The following is a 23,229-nucleotide window of genomic DNA, read 5'->3' on the forward strand; positions in this document are numbered from 1 at the left end:
ATTATCCCTCAAAGAAATAACTTTCTGCTAATTCACGGACAGTCATTTGTTCTGTTTCATCGTTTAATTTTGCGATAATACTACGTTCAATTGCACGCATAACAGGAATATATACACCTAAATCACATGCATCGATAATGCCACGAATACTAGCTGCTTCTTCACTTACGCGCCCATCACGAGCTAAAGGCATAAGATCGCTTGCGAATGCAACGAACTTTTCAATTGTTGCAACATCATTTAATTTTGATTCAGATAGTAATAGTTCTTTTAATGTATCACCTTGAATGTAAGGAACTTCAATAATAACGAAACGGTTTTTTAACGCTTCGTTTAGTTCACTTGTCCCAACATAACCTTCGTTAATCGCAGCAATTACGCGATATTCGTCATCACCGTATACAACTTCTTGTGTAAATGGGTTTGTAATCATTTTACGGTAATCTAACGCACCATGAAGAAGTGGTAACGTTTCAGGTTTTGCCATATTGATTTCATCGATATAAAGGAAATGACCGTTTTTCATTGCCTTCATAAGAGGACCGTTAACGAACGTAACTTCAGATGCGCCGTCTTTCGTTTGTAATGTGTTGTATCCTAAAATACCTTCTACATCTAAGTCGACAGAACAGTTAATGCTATGCATTGGTTTTTGGAATAAAGAAGAAAGAGTTTCCGCTAGTACTGTTTTACCACTACCAGTTGGTCCTTTTAATAGAATGTTTTTACCAAGTAAAAGTGCTGTAATGGCATCTTCAATAATGCTGTTATCAGATGCTTTATATATTTTCTTGCCAATTAAATGTGCATTTTCACCAGCTTCTTGTTTATTCTTTTCATGAATTGTAGAAAGCTGCTGTTTTAAATCAGAATGTATATGAAATTGTTCTAACATGTATTTCCCACCTAACATTATTTTCATAAAGTAATACATCTTATGATAACTTGTTTTAATATGGTATGCAAAGAAAAGGAGAAGGGGGAAATATAAAAGAAAAAGCAATCAATATCACATTGATTGCTTATAGTAAAGGAGAAATGAGTCGCATAAAGGACTCTAATATTCGTTTTTTGATACTTCTTTTTTGGAACGAGTTCCATTTAATTTCAGTGGAGTGTTTAAAGTCTTCTTCAAAATCGCGTTTAATATCATGAACGGTTTCTGATTCATATAGTACGCTAATAATTTCATAATTCAATTCAAAGCTACGTACATCCATATTTGCTGTTCCGATTGTTGCAATTTTATCGTCAACGAGTACAATCTTTGCGTGCATAAATCCATCTTTATAACTGTAAATAGAAGCACCAGCTTTTAAAAGTGGAGTGAAATAGGATTGAGATGCTTGATCGCTAATAATACTATCACTCTTACCAGGATATAAAATGCGTACATCTATGCCAGATATTGCACTTAAGCGTAATAATGTTAAAGTTTCTTGATCCGGAATAAAGTATGGTGTAGCGATCCAAATAGATTTTTTGGCTGAGCCCATAACAGCTAGTAATGTATTACGAATACTTTTATCATCTGAGCTTGGTCCACTTGCTACAATTTGCACCGCACCTTCTGCATCCGGAATTTCTTTTCCTGGGAAGTAGTGTCTATTCATAAATTGATCCCAAGAATAAGTATTCAATCCACTAGACGCATAAAGCCAATCTTCTAGAAAGATGGCTTGTAATTTATACAATGCTTTTCCTTCTATTTTTAAATGACTATCACGCCAAACAGGGAATTTTTTTGAGCGACCAAGATATTCATCACCGACGTTGAGCCCTCCGGTAAAACCAATTTCTCCATCTACAATGACGATTTTACGGTGATTACGATAATTAACGGTCTCGAGTAACCAAGCTGAAAAAATAGGGTCAAATTCGACAATTTCAATTCCAGCTTTTTTCATAGGTTGTAAAAATCGTCGTCTTAACGTATTACTTCCGAGTCCATCATAAAGGAAGCGTACAATAACACCATCTTTTGCTTTTTGTATTAAAGCATCTCGTACTTTTGTACCAATCTCATCAGATTTATAAATATAGTATTGAATATGTATGTGATGTTTTGCATTCTCGATTGCGTTCAAAATTTCTGAAAAGGTTTGATCACCGTTTGTTAAAAGTTTTGTTGTCGTTCTATCTGCGGCAGGCCCGCCTCCGAATTTTTGTACGACTTCTGTTAAATGTATAGAACGTTCATGTAATGGGACTGTGAGTGATAATTCTAGTCGTCTTCCTTCTAATATTTCGCGGAATAACTTTCTTTGTTCTTCTGAACGATGAAGATGTTTTTTTCTTCTCCAACGGCTACGCCCGAAAATAGAGTATAAAAGTACACCTACAACAGGAAGAAGTGCTAATACTAAAAACCACGCTAAGGTACTTTGGGGTGATCTATTTTCGATAAAAATAACGAATGAAATTCCTACGATTGTGATGGACCATAGAGCACCAACAAACGTATATAACGAAATAACCGATGTATTTAATAGAAAAAGAACGATAGATACGATTGTAAATATTAATAATAATTGAACGATAGGTTTCTTCATTTCTATAAAATTCCTCAAATCTTTCTTAAATATAGACTTCTTATATAAAAGGTGTAATCTGACATTCTTATTATAAAGTGTTTTGTTTTTTTTACAAAATATAGACATTTTCCCCATGCTTTCCGCATTTGTCCTACATACAGTATATTATTACATTTTTATATAGAAAAGGGGATGAATAAAATGTACGATCTTCCATTTGGTGGATTTGTACATTCTCCATTTTTAGGAGGAGGATTCTTTCCTAGAAGGGGCTTTACTTAGTCCTGCGTTTGGTTATGGCGGATATTGCTATCCATACTATACGGATTATTAACAGTATCCTTACTATTCATACAACACATATTAAAGTAGGGAAATTGAAAAGGAGAGGAAGAAAAATGAACTATATGCTAAATCACGGAGGATATTATCGTAATCATCATGGTGGGGGAGGGCATAATCACCATGGAGGACACAATCATTATGATCATCATCATCACGGTGGTGGATGGGGCTGGGGTGGCGGCTCGTGGGGCGGAGGATTTTTCCCAGGAAGTTTTGCTGGAGGCATGTTAGGTGGGCTTACAGCTGGCGCATTAACGGGTGCGGCAGGTGGAGGCTACTATCCAGCACCGTACCCAGTAACATACCCAGCACCATATCCAATGCCATACCCGGGTTATCAGCAAATACCATATCAGTATTAAACTAAAAAAGAGGATATCCTCTTTTTTAGTTTAATAATTTATTTATAAAATATTTCCAAAAACAAGGTGAAAATATGTTAATATTTTGTTATTATAATTCAATATGTTAAATGCAAATTTTGGCTTTATCCCGCTATTTGTGGGCAGTAAAACCCCCACCTCAAAATTCAGCTGGAACAAAGAAGTTAGGTGGAAGCCCTGCTACCCGTAAAAGCCCGATTGGTGATCAGTTGGGATGAACAAACCCCCCACTGATTAAAGTTTCACTTTATATTATTATTCGTGAATCGTTGCATTTTGTATATTAATCTCTATTTCATTATGTATCGGCAGTTAGATTTACATCTTAACATTTAATGAAATAAAAGAGGTTAGGTGTGAGGTCGTATTAGTAGGGAGCAGAGGCTAATAGTGATGAAATTGTCACTTTACAAATTCAAAGAATGTAAGAGAATACTGTATAATAAGCTTAGATAAGTAGAGAGATGAGAAGCTTCTACTATAATTAAAACAGCACCATATTGCTTTTTTTTATAAATAATATTATGTTATTTTAATCGGCCTATTTAGAAAAAAATTGTGATTTATCCCGCATTAACGGGCAGTAAGACTCCCACCTCAAAATTCGGTGAATGTGAGGAAGTTAGGTGGGAGATAAAAGCCCGATTGGTGAAGGCTAATAATCAGTGGGGGATGGACAATCCCCCCCCACTGATTAAAGTTTCATTTTATGTAAAAGCGTATTGTTAGAAAATGAAATATCTCTATTTCTATGAAGAGAAACGAGTTGTGTTTTAGTCAGATAGGAAGCAAGGAGAGGTGCGCATGCTAGAACAAAGAGGTCATGCATTATATGACTCTTCATTGCAAGATTTAAAATTAGCATTAGATGAGTCTTCAATTGTTGCTATTACAGACCGAAATGGTCTTATTACATATGTGAATGATAAATTTTGTAAAATCTCAAAATATAAAAGAGAAGAGTTAATAGGAAAAGATCACCGTATTTTAAATTCCGGATATCATCCGAAAGCATTTTTTCAAATCCTATGGAAGCGTATTTTGAGTGGAAAAGTCTGGACAGGGGAAATTCGAAATCAAGCAAAAGATGGTACGTATTATTGGGTTAAAACAACAATTGTTCCATTTTTAAATGAAAAGGGAGAACCTTATCAATTTATTGCAATTCGAAATGATATAAGTAGTAGGAAAGAAGCAGAACAAAGATTACGATTAAGCGAAAGTCGTTATAGGGAACTTGCTTATCATGATGCGTTAACAAGTTTACCGAACCGTTTACAGTTAATTACGACTGTAAATAAGATGATTGCAGAGAAAATAGAGTTTGGCATGATTTACTTTGATTTAGATCGTTTTAAATTAGTGAATGATACGTTAGGTCATATGATAGGAGATTTACTTTTAAGCGAAGTTGCTTCACGGTTGCATTATGTGCTAGGAGAGAAAGATGTTCTGGCTAGGCTTGGTGGCGACGAATTTGTGCTGTTAACAAAAACTCATACACATGATGAGATGAGGCAGTTAGCGACATCCGTGTTATCATGCTTTCAAGCGCCATTTATGCTTGAAGGTCATGAAGTATATATTTCAGCTAGTCTAGGACTTTGTTCCTATCCGCAAGATGGAAAAGACGTTGAAACGTTATTAAAAAATTCGGATTTAGCCATGTATAGTGCGAAAGAGCAAGGAAGAAATGCGGCGTGCTTCTTTACAGATGAATTACGTGCGAAAATAAACCGTAGAATGAAAATAGAATTTGCTTTGCAAAAAGCGATTCGTGACGAAGAATTAAAAGTGGCATTACAACCCATTATTGATTTGAAAACAAAGAAATGTACTGGTATTGAGGCTTTAGTACGATGTAAGACAGAAGAAGGTCCTATTTCACCAAGTGAATTTATCCCTGTAGCTGAAGAGTGTGGACTTATTATAAAACTAGGAGACTGGGTACTAGAAAAGTCATGTCGACTGTTTAAAACTTTACCAGATTATCAAGAGGGACTGAAGTTATCTGTTAATTTATCAATACAACAATTGATGCAAAAGCGATTTATTTTATCTGTTCGTAGTATATTGAAGCGAACAGGGTTTCCGCCAAATCGTTTAATATTAGAAATAACAGAAAGTATAGCTGTACGTCATTTTGATTATATTATTGCTACATTACAAGAATTAAGAAGTATGGGAATTTTAATCGCTTTAGACGATTTCGGAACAGGGTATTCCTCATTATATTATTTAAAACAACTACCACTTGATATTGTGAAAATTGATCGTAATTTTATTCGTGAGTTTCATTATGATCATGCACAACCAGAGCGAACGATTGTAAAATCGGTTATTGAAATCGCCCATAGTTTAAATTTATTAGTGGTTGCTGAAGGGGTAGAAACGGTAGAACAAGAAAGTTTATTAAAATCAATGAGTTGCGACTTTGTACAAGGTTTTTATTATGCGAAACCGTTAGATATAGGGGAACTAAAAGAAAAGTTATTAACTGATTTTTAATAAAAAAAGAGAAGCGAAAAGCTTCTCTTTTTTATTGTTTTTTTTGTGAATCTTTCATTAAAACTGGATAAAGAATAAGACCTAATACAAACAAACCAATGCCTAAGAAGAATGTTTTTAAATCAGCAGTTCCCGTTTTAATAACCCATATAGAATATAAAAATGCTAATGCAGTAATGATTCCATCTTTTATTCGAGATCCCGGCATTATATCATACGTTTCCCCCGTAATAACTAATTTTAACTGATACAAGGTAGAAACAAGGTACGGGATTAAATATGCTAATGTCGCTACAACAATAGCGAAATTATATGCTTCTGAAACAGTACCAGAAATCGTTGAGAATAAGAAAATTTGCGTCATCACATTTGTAATAAATAATGATTTTGAAGGACTACCTTTTTTATTTGTTTTACTGAAAAACTTAGGGAAAAGGCCATTTTTAGCAGCCTGGTAAGGTACTTCTGAGCTAACAACGATCCATCCTACAGTAGAGCCGAATAAAGATACGAGTGCAAGTAAGGCCATTATATAAGCACCTTTAGTACCAATTGCTAAATTTAATGCATCTACTAATGGTTTTTGAGACTCTTTTAAAGCGTCTTGTGGAAGAGCGCCCATTGTTAGTAGAGTAATTGCCATGTAAATAAGAAGAGCGATGATTAATCCGAAAATCGTAGCTTTCTTAACATCGTGCTGAGATTTTGCACGGTTAGAGAGCATAACTGCTGACTCAATACCGATAAACGCCCAAAGTGTTGCAATAGCAGCGGAATTTATTTGTCCACCCAACGAAATAGGTTGTCCAGCTTCATTCATAAATGTTTGACCGTCCCCGAAATTAGAGGCATTGAAAATGAATAATGTGATTACAATAAACATTGTAAATCCGATGATTTTAGCGATTGTTGCCAGAAGGTTCATATTTCCGGCTCTATCAATATTTTGAGAAAGAATATATTGAATTCCCCATAGCATCATACTACATACTATGAAGGTTAAAGCTTTTCCAAGTTCTAATGAAAATCCGTTTGTTGAAAAGAGAATTTGCTTACTTTGTAAAACTGGGAAGAATGTTGATAAATATCCTGCAAAGGAAATAATTACAGATGCTGTAGCAGCCCAGTTAGCAGCCCAGTATCCCCAAGCCATACTATATCCTGCAACTTTACCTGTCTTTTGAGAAGTAAACATTGCTTGGGCGTAACTTTGTGGTCCTGCTTTTAATTCTGGTTTACGAATTGCTAAATTTCCAAATACGAGTGCAATCATAAATACACCAAGTCCTGTAATACTCCATGCCAGTGTAGATCCCATTGGACCTGATACGTGTGCTAAATTTGCTGGGAGCATAAATACGCCACCGCCAACCATATTCCCGATAACAAAAGCTGTTAAAATCCATAATCCCCATTTTTTCGTTTCCATTTTTGTTAACTCCTTTGTAGTAAGTTTTGCTTAAACATCATTTTTTACTAGCATTTTTGGCAATAAAAAAAGAGCCATGTAGATAAAAAATACCTACATGGCTCTTTGCCAAAGCGTAGGTACAACGGGAATAACCCTTGTACCTACGCGTAATTTTTCCGCTAGGTTTCAAGGGTTAAGTATGATGATGATGTTTTTGTGCAAATGTAACTACAGTTGTATAAGTAAGCATAGTTCCTTGCTCCCTTTCTCCTCTGATTTTGAAGTTAGTATACTACATGTTTTTTTGAATGAAAAGAAAAATTTATAAAAATACGTTTTAGAGACTAAATATTTACCTATAGTTTTCTTGTACTGGAAAATAAGTGAGAGATTGGCAGAAGAGTATAGCGTGGTATAATATATATAGAACTAGAAGGTGACAAGGGGCTATTGTAGATGATGAGTAAGTATGAACAAATTTATACAGAAATCAGCAAGTCTATTGATAATAAACAATTAAAAGAAGGATGTAAAATCCCATCAGAAACGGAATTAATGAAGCAGTATGAGGCAAGTAGGGGTACTGTAAGAAAAGCTGTAGATTTATTGCAAGAGCGTGGATATGTTCAAAAAATACACGGAAAAGGTGTTTTTGTATTAAAGCGCAAAAACATTGAATTTAACTTTGGTGGTATTGTAAGTTTTCAAGAAGAAAATGAACGTTTAGGACGTCATTGTATTACAGAAGTCGTGGAAATAGAGAAAATGAAAGCGACACAAGATATAGCAAAGCTATTAAACGTGAAAGAAAAAACGGAAATAAATCATATTAAACGTGTACGAAATATTGATGGAGAAAAAGTAATTTTAGATATAAACCATTTTGTATCGGAATATATTCCAGGATTAACGAGAGAAATTGCAACTGCATCGATTTATAAATACATTGAGAAAGAATTAGGGCTACATATTAGCTATTCACAGCGGGTAATTGAAGTGCAACCATGTACAGAGGATGACCGAAAGTATTTGGATTTAAATGGAACAGACTATGTTGTCGTTGTAAAAAACTTTACTCATTTATACGATGGGAGTCAGTTCGAATATACGGAATCACGTCACCGTTTAGATATTTTTCACTTTTCGGATGTGGCGCGAAGAAAATAAAGAGATGGAGCGAAATAATCGTTCCATCTCTTTATTTATCCCGCTATTTGTGGGCAGTAAAACTCCCACCTCAAAATTCAGCTGGAGCAAAGAAGTTAGGTGGGAGATCAACTGCCTGTAAATGCCCGATTGGTGAAGGCTAATAATCAGTGGGGGATGAACAAAACCCCCACTGATTAAAGTTTCACTTTATAAAAAAATCACCAACTTATATATACGAGTGTTGACTAACTTATATATACGAGTTAATATGTAAGTGTAAACGGTATCAAAAAAAGAAAAGAGGGACGGGAATATGGGGAAAGACTATCGTAAAACAGCAAAAGAAGTGTTGCAGTATATTGGTGGGAAAGACAATATTGAACAAGCTGCGCACTGTGTAACGAGGCTACGTATCGCTTTAAAAGATGAAAATAAAATAGATAATGATAAATTACAGTCTGTTTCATTAGTAAAGGGAGCGTTTCATAACGCTGGGGTATTTCAAATTGTAATTGGTCCAGGTGATGTCGATCGAGTATACGCTGAATTGATAACGCTTGCAGGTATGGAAGAATCGACGGTAGCTGACGTAAAAGGTTCAGGGGATAAAAAATTAAATCCAGTTCAAAAGTTTGTAAAAGTATTTTCAGATGTATTTATGCCGATTTTGCCAGCAATTATTACGGCAGGTTTACTAATGGGGATTAATAACCTGTTAGGGGCAAAGGACTTATTTTTTGATGGGAAAAATTTATTAGAAGTATATCCGAACTTAGGTGGGCTTTGGGATTTAATTAATATGATGGCCAATACAGCATTCGTATTCTTACCGGCACTTGTTGGTTGGTCAGCAACGAAGCGCTTTGGTGGTAGTCCAATACTAGGGATTGTTATGGGATTAATGCTTGTGCATCCGGCCTTATTAAACGCGTGGGATTATGGAAAAGCAGCGACTGGTTTAGAGGGACAAAAGATTGAGTACTTCGATATTTTAGGGCTATTCCAAATTGAAAAGGTAGGGTATCAAGGTCAAATTTTACCCATTTTAGTAGCAGCATTCGTATTAAGTAAAGTTGAAATCTTCTTAAAGAAACATGTGCCAAACGCAATTCAATTATTAGTTGTACCAATTACAACAATCGTTGTAACGGGTGTGTTAGCGTTAGGAATTATCGGTCCAGTTACACGTCATATTGGCGATTTATTAACGGCTGGATTAGTTGGCGTATATGAAACGGTACCAGTACTTGGAGCAGTATTATTTGGAGCATTATATGCACCGCTCGTAATTACAGGAATGCATCATATGTTTATTGCAATTGATTTACAGCTAATTGCACAGCACGGCGGTACATTTATTTGGCCGATGATTGCTCTTTCTAACATTGCACAAGGTAGTGCGGCACTAGCGATGTTCTGGATTTCTAAAAATCAAAATGATAAAAGTATGGCATCAACATCAGCAATCTCAGCGTACTTCGGTATTACAGAGCCAGCGATGTTCGGTGTGAATTTAAGAAATAAATTCCCGTTCTATGCAGCGATTATTGGGTCTGCTATAGCAGCGATATTTATTACATTAAATGGTGTATTAGCACCAGCAATCGGAATTGGCGGATTGCCAGCATTTATTTCTATCATTCCGAAATCGATTCCGATGTTTATTGTAGGGATGATAATCGCAGTAGTAATTCCATTTACATTAACATGGTTATTTGCGAAACGAGTAAAACAGAAGTAGGAGGAAATTAAGCATGAAAGATTGGCATAAAAGTGTAGTCTATCAAATTTATCCGAAGAGCTTTAATAGTTACTATAATAAAGAAACCGGTGATATAAAGGGAGTTACAGAGAAATTAGATTATTTAAAGGAACTTGGAGTGGATTATATTTGGTTAACACCGATATACCGATCACCACAAAATGACAATGGATACGATGTAAGTGATTATTACAGCATTGATCCATCTTACGGGACGATGGAAGAGTTTGAAGAGCTTTTAAAAGAAGCGAAAGTACGTGACATTGAAATCATGCTTGATATCGTTGTAAATCATAGTTCAACGGAGCATAAGTGGTTTAAAGAAGCAAAAGAAGATAAGAATAGTCCGTATCGAAATTATTATATTTGGCTTGATGAAAAGAATAATTGGCAGTCTAAATTTGGAGGATCTGCTTGGAAATATGATGAGAAAACAGGGCAATATTTTTTACATCTATTTGATGAGACGCAAGCTGATTTAAACTGGGAAAATGAAAAGCTTCGTGAAGAAGTGTACGATATGATGCGCTTTTGGTTGGAGAAAGGTGTAAAAGGATTCCGCCTTGATGTTATTAACTTAATTTCAAAAGATCAAAGATTTTTAAGTGATGAAGGCACCACTGCTACAAGTGATGGGCGTAAATATTACACAGATGGTCCACGCGTCCATGAATATTTACAAGAGATGAGCCAAAATGTTTTTGAAGGGAAAGATGTAATTACAGTTGGAGAAATGTCATCTACGACAATTGATAATTGTATTAAATATTCGAATCCTGAGCGCAATGAACTAAGCATGACGTTTAGTTTCCATCATTTAAAAGTAGATTATCCGAATGGTGATAAGTGGACGAAAGCTGATTTTGATTTCATTAAATTAAAAGAAATTATGTCTAATTGGCAAATTGAAATGCAAAAGGGCGGAGGATGGAATGCGTTATTCTGGTGTAATCATGACCAGCCTCGTATCGTTTCACGGTTTGGTGATGATGAGAAGTACCGAAATGAATCTGCGAAAATGTTAGCGACAGCTATGCATATGTTGCAAGGAACGCCTTACATTTACCAAGGTGAAGAAATCGGTATGACGAATCCTAAATTCGAGTCCATCGAGCAATATCGTGATGTAGAATCGTTAAATATATATGATATAAAGCTAGAAGAAGGATTATCAAAAAAAGAGATTATCGGGATTTTAAAACAAAAATCTCGTGACAATTCCCGTACTCCGATGCAGTGGAATGAAGAGGTGAACAGTGGTTTTACAACAAGTACACCTTGGATTTCTGTGGCTGAAAATTTTAAAGAAATAAACGTAGAGAAGGCATTAGAAGATAGAGAATCTGTATTTTATCATTATAAAAAGCTAATTGAACTTAGAAAAAAATACGATGTCCTTACAGAAGGGAAATATGCTATTTTAGATGGAAATCATCCTAGCATTTGGGCGTATACACGTACTGTAAATAATGAAGTATTACTTGTTATAAATAACTTCTATGGTGAAGAAATAGTGTATTCTGCACCAGTTCATGTCCAATTAGAGGGAATGAGGCAAGAAGTATTATTATCAAATTATAAAGATTCAGGTAGGGATATTACAAGTCTTAGCTTAAGACCGTATGAGTCAATTGTATATCGATATACGAAATAAAAAGATTGTATGCCTGAGTGGCATACAATCTTTTTATTTTAAGACACCACTATATAAAATACTTACTTCTACTTCGGGCTTAAATTTCACTTTTGCATAATCTTTATTCCAATTTTTTTTCTTCCATAACTCTGGATGATAAGCGATAAGATTTCTACCAATACCGAAAGCATCACAATTTGCTTTTTGTAGCTTTTTCGTTATTTGTTTTGCTTCTTTTGTGAGTTGTTTAGATAATTTTTCATTTAATTTTTTCCTTTCTTCCATTTTGTAAATATTATCTCTTGGAGCCTCAAGTACTATCACTTTTAGTTGGAGCTTAATGTGAGCATAAACATGCCCTTTTTTATCTGTTGTTATTTTTAAGTCTCGTTTTAATTTCCGATTGCTTACTTCCATTGTTAAATAGTCAGATGTCGTCTCTGATTCATCACTAGTAAGTTTTTGAGTTATACGGGCACTTGTTCCCATTTTTTCGGTTAATAACACGAATAAAACAGCTTGTTTCAAGGGTAAATGTCCAGTTAATTTATCTTTATCAAATAAAGCTAACCCGTTTGTAATAACTTCTTTTCCTTTTATTTTTATAGAAGGGAGGGTGAAATCTTTACCCGGATCTAACATTTTTGTAGCAGCTGTTTCTAGAGTTTCTTTTGGAAATACACTCATATCTTCTAAGCTTTTCACTTTTTTCTTTAGGAAATCTCCAATCAGTAAATTCCCTATTTTCTTTTTTTCGAGTATCTCGGATGTGTCACCCTCTACTGAAATAAGTTTTACTAAAGCAGTTGGATTTGTTGGGTCTCGAAAGCTGACATCTAAATAGGGAAGTATACCCTTTTTTTGAATTTTTGTTCCTAATAATTGAACACCATATTTAAAATATCGAATATTACCAGTTACATTTTTTTTCAGTGCATCGCTTGTGTCCCTTATGTTATGTCCGGTTGCCGAATGTATTTCATTTTCAAATGAAGATTGTTCTCCACTTGAACTTTTTACGAGTTCAATCGTTTGCTGAAGTTTATTCTCTTCCGTAATATCATATCCAATACTATAAGCTAATCTGGCTTCTCTTAATGGTTCTTGATCCCAACAGCCAGAAAGGAATGAACTAGTACATAATATAAAAAGTAATTTAACTTTTTTTTTGAACATACTGTTCTCCTTTCTTATTTCTTATTACTGAATAAAGTAGAAATAAAAGAGGGAGGACAACGATGAAAATATAGGTGAACTTATCAGTGAAAGTTGCAATTACTTTTAATTCTTCGGGTGTATCTATAAATAAGGCTACACTAAAAGCAATAATACCAACGATTGGAACAGCTTTTTTATGATTAGCAAGATTGAATATATGTCCAATTCCGATTGAAGCAGCACAATAATAACTAGCAATAGAAGCCACAACTGTTATCATCCATATTGGTATGAATAGTAAATCAGTCCGGTCTATAATCCCGATATGCAAGGAGCGTAGTAAGTAAGCAACTGGCTCTGGAATAAGTTCAACTTGTTTCGGACTAAATACGATAAAGCAAATCCAAACAGTAAAAGTATAAAAAAGAGTTACAAATCCGTTAGCGATAGAAATTGCCTTTAGTTTTGCCACAGGACTCCCATTTACTTTTGGGAAAGCAATAAGAATAATTTCAAAACCATACATGGCTGTAATTGTTTCTTTTGATCCTTGAATAATATTCCACCATCCGGCTTCTGTAAGTGGAAAAATATAAGAAAAATCAGCTCGCGTGAGTCCTAGTGCAATTAAAAGGGCCATTGGAAAAATGAGAATAGAAGCCATGACATAAAATCGTACAATAACTTTAAATGTGTTATAGGCTATATAGCAACAAGTTATTGTAAATAGTAAGAGAATTGCGTACCAAGGAGTTGCTTGCAAAATCCATACTTTAATGACATTACAAGCATTTAACATAACGGTCATACCGATAAGGGTAAAATAAAAAACATAAGCAAAACCTAACAGTTTTCCAAACTTATTACCAAATAGCATACAAACACTTTCATACATATCAGCATCAGGAAATCGTTTTAAGAAAAGCCACATAAGTAAAATAATAAGTTGAATCGCAAGCCCAGCGATGAGAGCGGAAATCCACCCACCACCTTTCGCTATTGGGTGAAGACGGTTTGGGAGAGAAAGGATACCAACTCCAATTTGGCATTGAATAACGAAAAAGGTAAATTGAGCAAGTGAAATTTTACTTTGCGTGTTTGTCACCGTTCTCATCCTCTCTCGTTACATGTTGGCGCTGCATTTTTTTCGGTTTTGGATCATGTGGCCGTTCCCAAAATGACCAAATTGGTAGCCTTACAAAAGAATCTTTCATATCTTTTATCCGCATCGGGGCAACAGGAGAAAGATATGGTGTATGAAATGAATGTAGCTGACATAAATGAACGAAAGTTATAATTAGACCGAATGATATTCCTACATATCCGAATATGGCAGCAAGAAGCATTAATGGAAAACGAAGAATCCGAACTGCTGAACTCATATCGTTTGATGGAACAAGAAAAGATGAGATTGCAGTTAAAGCTACAACGATAATCATTGTATAAGAAACGAGTCCGGCTTTTACGATCGCATCACCAATTACTAAACCACCTACAATACCGATTGTTTGTCCAACTCGGCTTGGTAGACGAATACCGGCTTCTCGTAATAATTCGAAAATCAACTCCATTAAGAGAGCTTCAAAAATAGGAGGGAGCGGTACTTTCTCTAATGAAGCCTTAATTGTATAAACGAGTTCGAGCGGCAACACATCAGGATGAAAAGCGACGGTTGCAATATATATAGCTGGTAAGAGAAAGGCAATTAAAAAACTTACTAAGCGAATCATTCGCACGAAAGAACCGACAATCCAGCGATTATTATAGTCATCAGGTGATTGATAAAAAGCAAATAATGTGACGGGAACGATAAGTGCTGTTGGATCTCCATCAGATAAGATAGCGACTCGTCCCTCCATTAAATTAGCGGCGGTTCTATCTGGGCGCTCTGTATTTAATTGCTGCGGGAATGGTGAGAAAGATGTATCTTCTATAAATTCCTGTATGTAGCCTGGTGGCATGAGTGCGTCTGTCTTAATCATTTCTAATCTTCTTTTTACTTCTGCAACGAGATCGTCATTAGCTATATTTTGCATATAAACAATTGCTATTTTCGTGTGCATCTCTTCACCAAGGATAAAATATTTAACGACTAAATTTGGACTCTTAATTAGTTTCCGTACGGAAGCTAAATTCGTAACTAAATCTTCAACAAAACCAGAATGTGGTCCACGTACAACCCCTTCATTATCAGGCTCTGTTATATCTCTTTTTAAAGATAAAGCCGTTTCAAAAATACAAAAGCTCTCGACATGCTCATGGAAATATAAAGATTTACCTTGTAATAAAAGTTGCACACCATAATTTAAATTTGTTTCTTTTTTCATATTCAATGTAGAAAAAGCTTTTTCTAAAGACAAATCAGATCGAGTTAATAATGGTTCAAGAGCTAATTGATGAATTAAATTTGGGTCTGCTAAAGATTCGATATATAAGATTGTTCCTTTTCCATTTTGAAAAGGAACATCTAATTTTTTTATATCATCAGAATGGCAGAGCTTATTTTCAATGTAATTAACATTTTCCGAAAGTGATGGAAACATATGCTTCGTTTTATTTTTTTGTTGGTTATTGCTTTGCTCTGTCATAAGGCCCACCCTTTTAGAATTGAATTATCACTGTTAATTTTTGCTTTTTATGAAAAAATTATGCTTATATTCTTTTTAAAAAAGTAGCTTGAAAGTTACGTTACGTCATCTTTTATACTAAAGAAAATAGGATATAGGGGGATGGAAAGAAAGCGTATATTAGATTAGCGATATTAATATATATCTTTTGTACTATAGAGGATAAGCCTAGCGGTATGCATAATTACATCGTTTGATGAATAGGAAATTTATGAGAATCGATTTATACTAATATTGTGTCTTGCCTTTTTAGGTGTAGTACACAGCCGGTGATTGGCTAGTGGAGGTTTTTCCATTTTGCCAGTGCCGGTTTTTTGTTGGATAATAGAGAAAATGAAGTTTTATAAAGAAAGAAGGGGTTGTTTTGAAGGATGTAAATTCTATCTTTATGAGAGAAAAGATTGCTAGTTCTTATCTTTATTTTATTTCTTTTCTTGGCTTGATTACTATAACCATATCTTTACTTGATATTAAAATCCCTTCTTATCCAACGATATTAATATTGTTATTAATATTTATGGGGATTGCAGAGTATTTTCCTGTACGATTTTGGAGAGGAACTAGCTCGCTTACCTTTCCGATAATTTACGCTATGAGTTGGCAGTTTGGAATCCATATGACTATTATTGCTATTGTACTCGTAACGCTAATTATTCACCTGCATCGTCGTTCACCGATACAAAGAATGTTATTTAATAGTACTCAGCATGCACTTAGTTTGATCTTGGCCAAATGGTTTTCAAATAAATGTATGTCTTTATTAATTAACAAGATAGATATGTCAGTTCTATATGAAAATTTAATATCTTTGTTGTTATTTTGCGTGTTTTTTGGCTTCTTCAACAACCGCTTTTACGATTTGTTAATGATAATTCTTCCGCAGCCATATTCAATCTATCAGTGGTATACAAAAACTGTAACGGTATTTCTTTGCGAAACTTTTGGTTTCTCTTATGCGGCCCTGATGCATGTATTAATTAGTACATATAGTGTGGAAATAAACGAGATTACAGTACTGTTTTTCTTTTTTCCACTTGTAGCAATTTCAGTTATTAGTTCTTTTTCTGTACGGATAAGGATGGAGAAGGAACGATTATATGAGCTGTTTCTTATTACGACAGAAATTAGTCGTGGACTAACCGGAGGAAACTTGAAACATATTAAACAAGCGCTTAAAGGCTTTTTTGGCATACAAGCATATGTAATATGGACAAAAGATGATGGGAACTGGAATCTTCTATTAAAAGATGGGAAAGTTCGTCTGGATATTTCTGATCATTCAGAAATATCCAAGGCGTTTGAGGGAATCTCTAAAAATCTTGTGTTTCATGATTGGAAAACTGGTACGGCTCCTGGAGATGAAATATTTGATAGCGTCATACGCTCGCTTGTATATTTTCCTCTTATTGTAAATGATGAACTAGTCGGAATGTTTGTTGCAGGGAAAAGTAGAACTGCGGGTTTTTTTCCGGAAGATGTACAGTCGTTAGCTACGTTTTCTAACCAATTAGCTAACGTAGTTAAAACAAGAATATTGATTTCTGAACAGGAAAAAAGAATGATTTTAGAAGAAAGAAATAGAATCGCACGCGAAATTCACGATGGTATTGCACAAACATTGGCCGGGGTGATATACCAACTAGAATCCGCGCAGAAAAAATACCGTGATAAACCAATAGATATGCAGCAAATAGTAGAGAAAAGTATAAAAGATTTAAGAAGAAGCCTAGGAGAAGTTCGTTATTCTATTTATGCTTTAAAACCATATCCGACACAACAATTAGGGCTTAAGCAGGCGATAGCAAGTAAAATAAAATCTTTAAAACAAGAATATGAACTAGATATTACATATCATGAAAGAGGTCATGCACGTGCACTCAGCTTTTCAAAAGAAAGAGTTATTTTTGATACATTACAAGAGAGTTTGCAAAACATTGTAAAACATGCACAAGCAGAAAAGACTGATGTTTTACTTAGCTATCAAAGTGAGCACGTGCTTTTAAGGGTTAAGGATAATGGAGTCGGCTTTTCACTATTTGAGTCTATGGTTAAAACGAAGAATGAGCCACATTATGGTATATTACATATGAATGAACAAGCTGAACAATTAGGGGCTACTTTACAGATTGATAGTTCTGTAGGGAAAGGGACAGAAATTACACTATTAATTCCAGATTCACAAACAAGGGGTGCGTAAAATGATTAAAATATTAGTAGTGGATGATCATGCTTTTTTACGAGACGCAATTCGGAGCATACTAGAGGATGAATCTGATATGAAAGTGGTTGGAGAAGCTAGCTCTGGGGACGGAGTATTGGGAAAAGTAGAAGAATGCAGACCAGATTGTATTTTGATGGATATTAATCTTCCAGGGAAAAATGGGATTGAAGCCACAGAGTTAGTAAAAAAAAATTATCCAAATTGCCGAGTGCTTGTGTTTACAATGTATGAACATGATGAGTATTTAATGGATGCACTCCAGGCTGGTGCTGATGGTTATTTATTGAAGGATTCATCATCGGAGCAGGTAATAGCAGCAATTCGAATGTTATATCGAGGCGATTCAGTTATTCATCCGCGTATGACTAAAAAATTAATTACATATCATCAGCAAAAAATGAAATTAGAATCAAATGAAAATGAACTGACGGAACGTGAAAAGGAAATTCTTTTTGAATTAGTAAAAGGACTTAGTAATAAAGAAATTGCTGAAGCTCTATATATTAGTGATAAAACAGTTAAAATTCACATCAATAAAATTTTTAAAAAACTAAATGTAAAAAGTCGATCGCAAGCGGTGATTTATGCTGTTCGAAATCAATTGGTTCCGTTGGATTAAATAAGAGATGTTTAAAAGAACTATCGTGTTTCTTTATTCTATATTACAAAGAATAAAGGGCAAGGTAGTTCTTTTGTACTATTTGGGCATAGAATCATTAGAAAAAAATTACTCCTTTTGTTCAATATTCAGAAAAATCAAAATGTGAAATAATAAAAATAGAATTATTGCTTAACGCTACTAATAATTCATGTTGTAAATCATTGTAGTTGGAAACAATTTATGGGGGCTTTTATAGAAAGAAGATTAGAAGTGTGGGGATGGCGGTAGTAGTGTTGGAGATTCTCGATTATTTTAAATAGATTCAAGGTTGATAGAATTGCCAATGCTAAATAGGAGCTCAGAGGATTTATTTTAGAAAAATAAATTTAATAATAAGGAGATGCGCTATGAAGAAGGGGAAATTCGGAAAAATACTTATTGGAACGCTAACTGTTGGTATGTTAATGTCTCAAGGAATTCCATATAACGTATTGGCAGAAGAGGTAAATACAACTACTTTAACTGGGATTGATGATGCAAACGCTATATTGAAAGGTCTTACAAAGGAACAACGTAATGCCTTAAAAACGTTAAATACAAAACCAGGTTTTGTTATTTCACCAGGCATCAATACAGCAAGTCCTGATAATGTGAATGTGATTGTAGAGTTTAAGCAAGCACCTAGCAAAATCGAGATGTTAAAACAAGCAGCTAAAGGGAAAAAAATAGCTCTTTCAACTGCGGAACAAAAGGTAGAAGCATCTCATAAAGAATTTAAATCAGAGTTTGAACAGCTTCAAAAGAATAAAGATAAAGGGACGAATTTTAAATCTGCCAAAATAACAAGAGAATATAAGAATGCTTTTAATGGTGTAGCGATTTCGTTACCTGCGAATATGATTGAAGACTTAGTTCGCACTGGTATTGTTAAGCGCGTATGGGAAGATAGTGAGGTCAAAATTGATTTGCCGAAAGAAACAGCTAAGACTGCTGCTGAACCCAAAATGGCAGATAGTGTACCGCAAATTGGTGTGGACAAGCTGCATGATGAAAAAATAACAGGTAAAGGAATTAAGGTAGGTGTACTGGACACAGGTATTGATTACAACCACCCGGATTTGAAAGATGCATATAAAGGATATCGTGCAAAGCAAGGTGAAGATCCAAGCAAAATAGATCCGAACTCAATAAAAGGATGGGACTTTGTTAATAATGATGCTGATCCAATGGAGACAACGTATAAGGATTGGCAAAATTCTGGAGGATATCCTGAAATTTATGATGGAAGTGCATATTATACATCCCATGGCACTCATGTAGCTGGGACAATTGCTGCAGACAAAAAGAATAATGTGGATTATGCGGTTAAGGGAGTCGCTCCAGATGTAGATTTATATTCATATCGTGTATTAGGACCATATGGAAGTGGACAAACAAGCGGTATTCTTGCTGCGATTGATAAAGCAGTGAAAGACGATATGGATGTTATCAATTTATCATTAGGTGCAGCTATTAATGATCCTTTATATCCAACTTCTGTGGCAGTGAACAATGCCATGTTAGCTGGTGTTGTTACAGTAGTAGCGGCAGGTAATAGTGGTCCTGGAGAAGGTACTATTGGATCACCTAGTGCGGCGGCACTTCCAATTACAGTTGGAGCAAGTGATGCTGCGATGTCTATCCCGACATTTTCTGCCGATGCAGGTGATTTACATGTCGATAAGATGATGCTACTTGGAAAGAGCTTTACTGATAAGCTTGAAGACTTAAAAGGTCAATCCTTATCGGTTGTATATGCAGGACTTGGGAAATTAGATGATTTTAAGGGGAAAGACGTAAAAGGAAAATTAGCGCTCATCCAACGCGGTGAGATTACATTTGATGAAAAGATTAAGAATGCGAAAGAAGCAGGTGCAAAGGCCGTAATTGTATATAACAATGTTGATGGTGAAATCACAAGTTATCTTGGAGAAAGTACGTCATCTATTCCATCGTTCCGCTTAGCGAAAGTAGATGGTGAGAAATTACAAGTAAAAGCTGCACAAGGAGATGTGTCTTTAGCGTTTGGAGAAATTAGTAATATAAAAACAGAGGGAGATCATTTAGCCGATTTTAGCTCTCGTGGTCCTGCAACTAAAACAGATGATATTAAGCCGGACATTGTAGCGCCAGGTGTGTCTATTTTCTCTACTGTTCCTGAATATATTAACGATCCAAAGGATGGAGAAAATTATCCGGTAGCGTATGGACGTATGTCAGGTACATCTATGGCAACTCCTCATACAGCGGGGGTGGCAGCACTCATTTTGCAAGAACATCCAAACTATAGTCCGTTTGAAGTAAAAGAAGCGCTTATGAATACTGCAGTTGACTTAAAAGAAGAGCGCTCTGTATTTGAGGTGGGATCAGGCCGAATTGATGCGTATCGTGCAGTTCATGCAGACGCATCTATCGAGGTTATCGATAAAACATCAAACGTTGTAAATGATGAAGAAGTAGAAATCGAAGAAAAAACAGGTTCAATTGCATTCGGGTATAAAAACCAATTAGGAAATGGACCAATTAAAGATAGTCGAAAAGTCTTAATTAAGAACAACAGTAAAACAGATGGAAAAGAGTTCAAATTAGAAGTAGAGTTTTCACCAACAAGTGTAGGTGTGCAGGATGCAGTAAAGAATGGTGTGAAGCTGAACGTACAAGATTCTATTAAAGTGGCTTCTGGTACATCAGGGGAAATTAGCCCTGAAATTATCATTCCAGAAAACGCAGAATTCGGTAGGTATGAGGGGTATATTCATATTTCAAATAAAAACAATGAAAAAGAAGTATATCGAGTACCGTTTGCAGTTAAATTCACAGAAAAAGGGATTGAGTCTGTAGATTTGCTGAGAGACGCAATGGCAACAGATGCATCAAAATTCCATCCATTTATGGAAAGACCAAGTTCGCCGTTGGCATTTAAATTGAATAGCCCTCTTGAAACTATTGATGCGGTTGTGAAGGATCGAAAAACAGGAAAGGCATTAGGAATCGTTGGTACACTTAATGCAAGTAGTCTAACACCGAATGTTGAATATATGATGTTTTCTGGTATGGGAGGATATGTATTTCCGTTCACAGGAGATCCTGCCCATCCAATTGGGGATAAACCTGTTATGTTGCCTGATGGAGATTACGAATTGAACTTCGTTGGATATGATAAAGAAGGGAAATCTTATACAAAAGGCGATAGCATTATCATTGATAATGTCATACCTGAAATGAAATTTACGGATGTACAACCTGGTATTCATGAAGTAAATGATTCTATGTTCAAAGAAGAAGATGGCCAGCGGGCATTATGGGTGCATGGTAATGTTTATGATTCTACAGTGGATGCATTAAAGGCAAAAGGCCTGCAGTATGACCAAAAAGCTAATCAAATTGTATATTATCAGAACTCGGCCTTTCCATCAGGTTGGCTGAATACAATTCAGGCCAATGGTGACTTTAAATTTGGAGTACTTCCAGAAGAAATAAATGAACCGTTAAATTTAAAATTATTTGGATATGACCTCGCAACTGCAGGGAATATGGCAACTGGATATAAAGATTACGTCTTTGTAAAAGAAGGGACAGAATACTCTGTTCCAAGTTATGACAAAGATAAAATAAAATTAGGAGAAAAAATTACGTTAACTTTAAATCTCAATAATGTAAAACAACTTATGTCAGGTACATTTGAAATTCCTTATTACAAGCAGCTATTTAAATTTACAGATGTGAAACCCAATCCAGCACTTACGGAATATGTAAAACAACATGGACTGAACCTTAAATTAGAAGATCCGAAGATAAGTGAAGAAGGATCTTGGGAAAACAAGGTGAAAGTTGGCGCATCATTGGAAGGAAAAGAATTTAAAGGATTAGATGGAGATACACCATTTTTAGATGTTACATTCGAAATGACTAGCGATGAATATTTTAATGATTTAATTGCATTTGGAGCGGATAAGTTTTCTTATACAAAAGCTGGTGCATCAGACGGCATTGAGATTCCTGTGTTTAAAGATAAGTCTTTTGCTATTGTTTCGAAACATTCAACAGTTACAGGATATATTGGTCCGGAAGCTTTCTTGAATGAAGAGGGGTATTTAGGTAAGAATGATTACACAAAACTAGGAGCAAAAGTGTACGCAGTTGGCAAGGATGGAAAGAAATATACAGGAACGATTAATGATAATGGGCAATTTGAAATTCATAGTGTTCCTGTAAGCGATAAAGAATATGATATTTTCGTAGAAATGCCGGGTCATTTAAATAGTAAATTAACTACAAAAATAGGGAAAATGCAAGATGGAGAATTAGTGGGACAAAACTTTAGAGCCGATATGGATGACAACCTTGCAGGTGATGTAAACGGCGATAAAATGGTGGATATTCAAGATGCTAGAATAGCAGCTCTTTCATATGAAAAAGGAAAAGTGGCTACAAAAGATGGAGATGTCAATCAAGATGGTGTTGTAAATGAAACAGATATTCGTTTTATCGAGAAGAATTTCTTGAAAAAGGGTCGAGATGCTAAAGAAAATCAGAAGCCGAAAGAAAATGTAGGGCCAGTGACGTTAGATAAAATCTTACGCTCTATTGGTTTAGAACCAAAAAAATAAGTGGACAAACTTCTAGAGTAAATAAAGCAATAGGACAATGAATATAAAATTAAATGAGATTGGCTAACAAATAACCGGTAATGATTTACGGTAACATTACTGGTTATTTTAAAGGTAATAATCGCTTGGGTACATGAAGTAACTAGTTTAAAGTTAGTTCGCTTTCGTTGTGGGACAAGGTAGTTGCTTAATTATTATTGTTTGTGGGATGGAAATAAGGTTTGTAGTTTAAACTTTAAAAATAG

General features: G+C 35.0%; 14 protein-coding genes. 8 read left to right on the plus strand and 6 right to left on the minus strand.

What is annotated here, in order from left to right; all coding sequences use genetic code 11:
• Nucleotide 1: 1 nt before the first annotated feature.
• Together NSQ08_RS01680 and NSQ08_RS01685 are read right to left on the minus strand one after the other, a co-directional pair.
• On the minus strand, nt 2–895 hold the full coding sequence (locus tag NSQ08_RS01680; protein WP_000892986.1) for an ATP-binding protein: 894 nt from the start codon (nt 893–895) through the stop codon (nt 2–4).
• A gap of 127 nt (nt 896–1,022) precedes the next feature.
• Nucleotides 1,023–2,552: a cardiolipin synthase gene (locus NSQ08_RS01685; RefSeq protein WP_002010479.1), complete on the minus strand. Its 1,530-nt coding sequence runs from the start codon at nt 2,550–2,552 to the stop codon at nt 1,023–1,025.
• A gap of 380 nt (nt 2,553–2,932) precedes the next feature.
• On the opposite strand from NSQ08_RS01685, the gene NSQ08_RS01690 reads away from it, so the two are divergent.
• Together NSQ08_RS01690 and NSQ08_RS01695 are read left to right on the plus strand one after the other, a co-directional pair.
• Nucleotides 2,933–3,241, plus strand: coding sequence for a hypothetical protein (locus tag NSQ08_RS01690; protein WP_016101834.1), 309 nt, complete (start codon nt 2,933–2,935; stop codon nt 3,239–3,241).
• Nucleotides 3,242–4,066: 825 nt separating this feature from the next.
• On the plus strand, nt 4,067–5,770 hold the full coding sequence (locus tag NSQ08_RS01695; RefSeq protein ID WP_002010499.1) for a putative bifunctional diguanylate cyclase/phosphodiesterase: 1,704 nt from the start codon (nt 4,067–4,069) through the stop codon (nt 5,768–5,770).
• Nucleotides 5,771–5,801: 31 nt separating this feature from the next.
• Here the strand turns inward: NSQ08_RS01695 and NSQ08_RS01700 are convergent, their stop codons facing one another.
• The gene (locus tag NSQ08_RS01700) at nt 5,802–7,199 is read right to left on the minus strand and encodes an amino acid permease (RefSeq protein ID WP_002010500.1); all 1,398 of its coding nucleotides are present in this window, start codon (nt 7,197–7,199) and stop codon (nt 5,802–5,804) included.
• A gap of 438 nt (nt 7,200–7,637) precedes the next feature.
• On the opposite strand from NSQ08_RS01700, the gene treR reads away from it, so the two are divergent.
• From treR to treC, 3 genes are all read left to right on the plus strand, one after another.
• Nucleotides 7,638–8,348 carry a trehalose operon repressor gene (gene treR, locus NSQ08_RS01705; RefSeq protein ID WP_002029746.1) on the plus strand — a complete coding sequence of 237 codons (711 nt, stop codon included), beginning with the start codon at nt 7,638–7,640 and terminating at the stop codon, nt 8,346–8,348.
• Nucleotides 8,349–8,643: 295 nt separating this feature from the next.
• The gene (gene treP, locus NSQ08_RS01710) at nt 8,644–10,071 is read left to right on the plus strand and encodes a PTS system trehalose-specific EIIBC component (protein WP_002010521.1); all 1,428 of its coding nucleotides are present in this window, start codon (nt 8,644–8,646) and stop codon (nt 10,069–10,071) included.
• Between the two features lie 13 nt (nt 10,072–10,084).
• Nucleotides 10,085–11,746: an alpha,alpha-phosphotrehalase gene (treC, locus tag NSQ08_RS01715; RefSeq protein WP_340770817.1), complete on the plus strand. Its 1,662-nt coding sequence runs from the start codon at nt 10,085–10,087 to the stop codon at nt 11,744–11,746.
• Between the two features lie 33 nt (nt 11,747–11,779).
• Here treC and NSQ08_RS01720 read toward each other — a convergent pair whose 3' ends face one another.
• Genes NSQ08_RS01720 through gerKA form a run of 3 tightly spaced genes read right to left on the minus strand, consistent with a single transcriptional unit; the run spans nt 11,780 to nt 15,474 of the window.
• On the minus strand, nt 11,780–12,904 hold the full coding sequence (locus NSQ08_RS01720; RefSeq protein ID WP_012260303.1) for a Ger(x)C family spore germination protein: 1,125 nt from the start codon (nt 12,902–12,904) through the stop codon (nt 11,780–11,782).
• A complete protein-coding gene (locus tag NSQ08_RS01725; protein ID WP_012260304.1) occupies nt 12,885–13,991 on the minus strand; it encodes a GerAB/ArcD/ProY family transporter in 1,107 nt (368 codons plus the stop codon). The genes NSQ08_RS01720 and NSQ08_RS01725 overlap by 20 nt, the downstream gene beginning before the upstream one ends.
• On the minus strand, nt 13,972–15,474 hold the full coding sequence (gerKA, locus tag NSQ08_RS01730) for a spore germination protein GerKA (protein ID WP_002029749.1): 1,503 nt from the start codon (nt 15,472–15,474) through the stop codon (nt 13,972–13,974). Before gerKA ends, NSQ08_RS01725 begins: the two co-directional genes overlap by 20 nt.
• A 403-nt stretch (nt 15,475–15,877) precedes the next feature.
• Here gerKA and NSQ08_RS01735 point away from each other — a divergent pair, with 403 nt between their 5' ends.
• The 3 genes from NSQ08_RS01735 (at nt 15,878) to NSQ08_RS01745 (ending at nt 22,984) form a co-directional block, all read left to right on the plus strand.
• Entirely contained in the window at nt 15,878–17,710 is a 1,833-nt protein-coding gene (locus NSQ08_RS01735) for a GAF domain-containing sensor histidine kinase (protein WP_340770827.1), read from the plus strand.
• Nucleotide 17,711: 1 nt separating this feature from the next.
• Nucleotides 17,712–18,353 (plus strand): response regulator, encoded by a 642-nt coding sequence (locus NSQ08_RS01740; protein WP_002035350.1) that lies wholly within the window; start codon nt 17,712–17,714, stop codon nt 18,351–18,353.
• A gap of 389 nt (nt 18,354–18,742) precedes the next feature.
• Nucleotides 18,743–22,984 (plus strand): S8 family serine peptidase, encoded by a 4,242-nt coding sequence (locus tag NSQ08_RS01745; RefSeq protein ID WP_340770834.1) that lies wholly within the window; start codon nt 18,743–18,745, stop codon nt 22,982–22,984.
• Nucleotides 22,985–23,229 lie beyond the last annotated feature (245 nt).

Origin of the sequence: Bacillus sp. FSL E2-8887 (genome assembly GCF_038007205.1) — a bacterium.
GTDB lineage: Bacteria > Bacillota > Bacilli > Bacillales > Bacillaceae_G > Bacillus_A > Bacillus_A mycoides.